The sequence below is a fragment of the Streptosporangium sp. NPDC023825 genome, assembly GCF_040639575.1.
In the GTDB taxonomy this organism is placed as follows: Bacteria; Actinomycetota; Actinomycetes; order Streptosporangiales; family Streptosporangiaceae; genus Streptosporangium.
Genome location: NZ_JBFAAE010000159.1, coordinates 1 through 1,119, shown reverse-complemented (window position 1 = coordinate 1,119; position 1,119 = coordinate 1). Strand labels below are relative to the sequence as shown.

Here is a 1,119-nt window from a genome sequence, read left to right as displayed (position 1 = left end):
CCGGATACCTCATAACTCCGGCATACCGAACACGAGGTCATCCAACGGTCATAAATCACCGTCGATGATCTAACTCCAGAGCTTCAAGCTCAGTAACAGGTCGGAGCCTCTTGTGTTTTCACAAGATATGGGTGCTTCGTCACGTGGTGATCGCTCGCCAGATCAGCGAGTTACGCTTGCTGGAGCCAGCTTCCTCCCCTCGAAGGGACTGCTCTGTCACACATGCCCGGATCCGGTCGCCTCTTCTGATCATGCTTTAGGAGGATGAGCCTGATGCGCGGAAAGTAGGCGACCTACACTTGTAGGTATGAGCGTCATGCGTGAGGAACTGCATCACCTGGTAGATCAGCTGCCGGAGGCGGAGCTGCGTCCGGCCCTGGAGCTCATCCGTGGTCGCTTGGGTGAGCCTGAGTCAAGCGAGCGCGATCTTCCGTTCTTCGCGTCGTTCGAGGCCGCCTCCGATCTCGCTGAGCGGCACGAAGAAATCCTCCGTTCGGAGTGGGGCCGCTGACGTGCTCCTGTGTGACACGGGTGTTCTTCTCGCCGCAGGTAACGTGAAGGACCAACATCACCGGGCGTGTCTGAAACTCCTCCGGCAGGCCGAAGGGCCACTGCTCGTTCCGTCGCCGGTGATGGGCGAGGTGGGCTATCTGCTCGATTCTCGTGTGGGTCCGCAGGCTGAGGTGACGTTCCTCAAGTCGTTCGGCGGTAACGGCTTTCACGTGGCCGAGTTGGAGGATGAGGACTTGCCGCGTATGGCGCAGCTCGTCGAGACCTACCTCGATCTGCCGCTGGGGCTCGTCGACTCGGCAGTGATCACCATCGCTGAACGCCTCGGGCTGAAAGAGATCGCCACGGTGGATCATCGACATTTCAGGGTCGTCCGGCCTCGCCACATATCGGCGTTCAGGCTGCTACCTGATTGATCCAAGGCGCCGCACCTGAGTGACTAGCTGGGTGACAACGACCACGTACGGGGCTGGACAACCATGGACGGTCATGGACCGTACGCCCAGCTCAGGGCTACTGAGCTTGAAGCTCTGGAGTTAGATCATCGACGGTGATTTATGACCGTTGGATGACCTCGTGTTCGGTATGCCGGAGTTATGAGGTATCCGG

2 protein-coding genes are annotated in these 1,119 nt (G+C 59.2%); both read left to right on the top strand.

The window, feature by feature from the left end; genetic code table 11:
- Positions 1-307 precede the first annotated feature (307 nt).
- A complete protein-coding gene (locus tag AB0G15_RS43505) occupies positions 308-511 on the top strand; it encodes a hypothetical protein (protein WP_362851602.1) in 204 nt (67 codons plus the stop codon).
- A 1-nt stretch (position 512) separates the two neighbouring features.
- A complete protein-coding gene (locus AB0G15_RS43500; protein ID WP_362851600.1) occupies positions 513-926 on the top strand; it encodes a PIN domain-containing protein in 414 nt (137 codons plus the stop codon).
- The last annotated feature ends 193 nt before the right edge of the window (positions 927-1,119 follow it).

What these genes read in the sequence shown, in the direction of transcription:
- AB0G15_RS43505 (WP_362851602.1), top strand. Translation starts at nt 308, where the DNA reads ATGAGCGTCATGCGTGAGGAACTGCATCACCTGGTAGATCAGCTGCCG.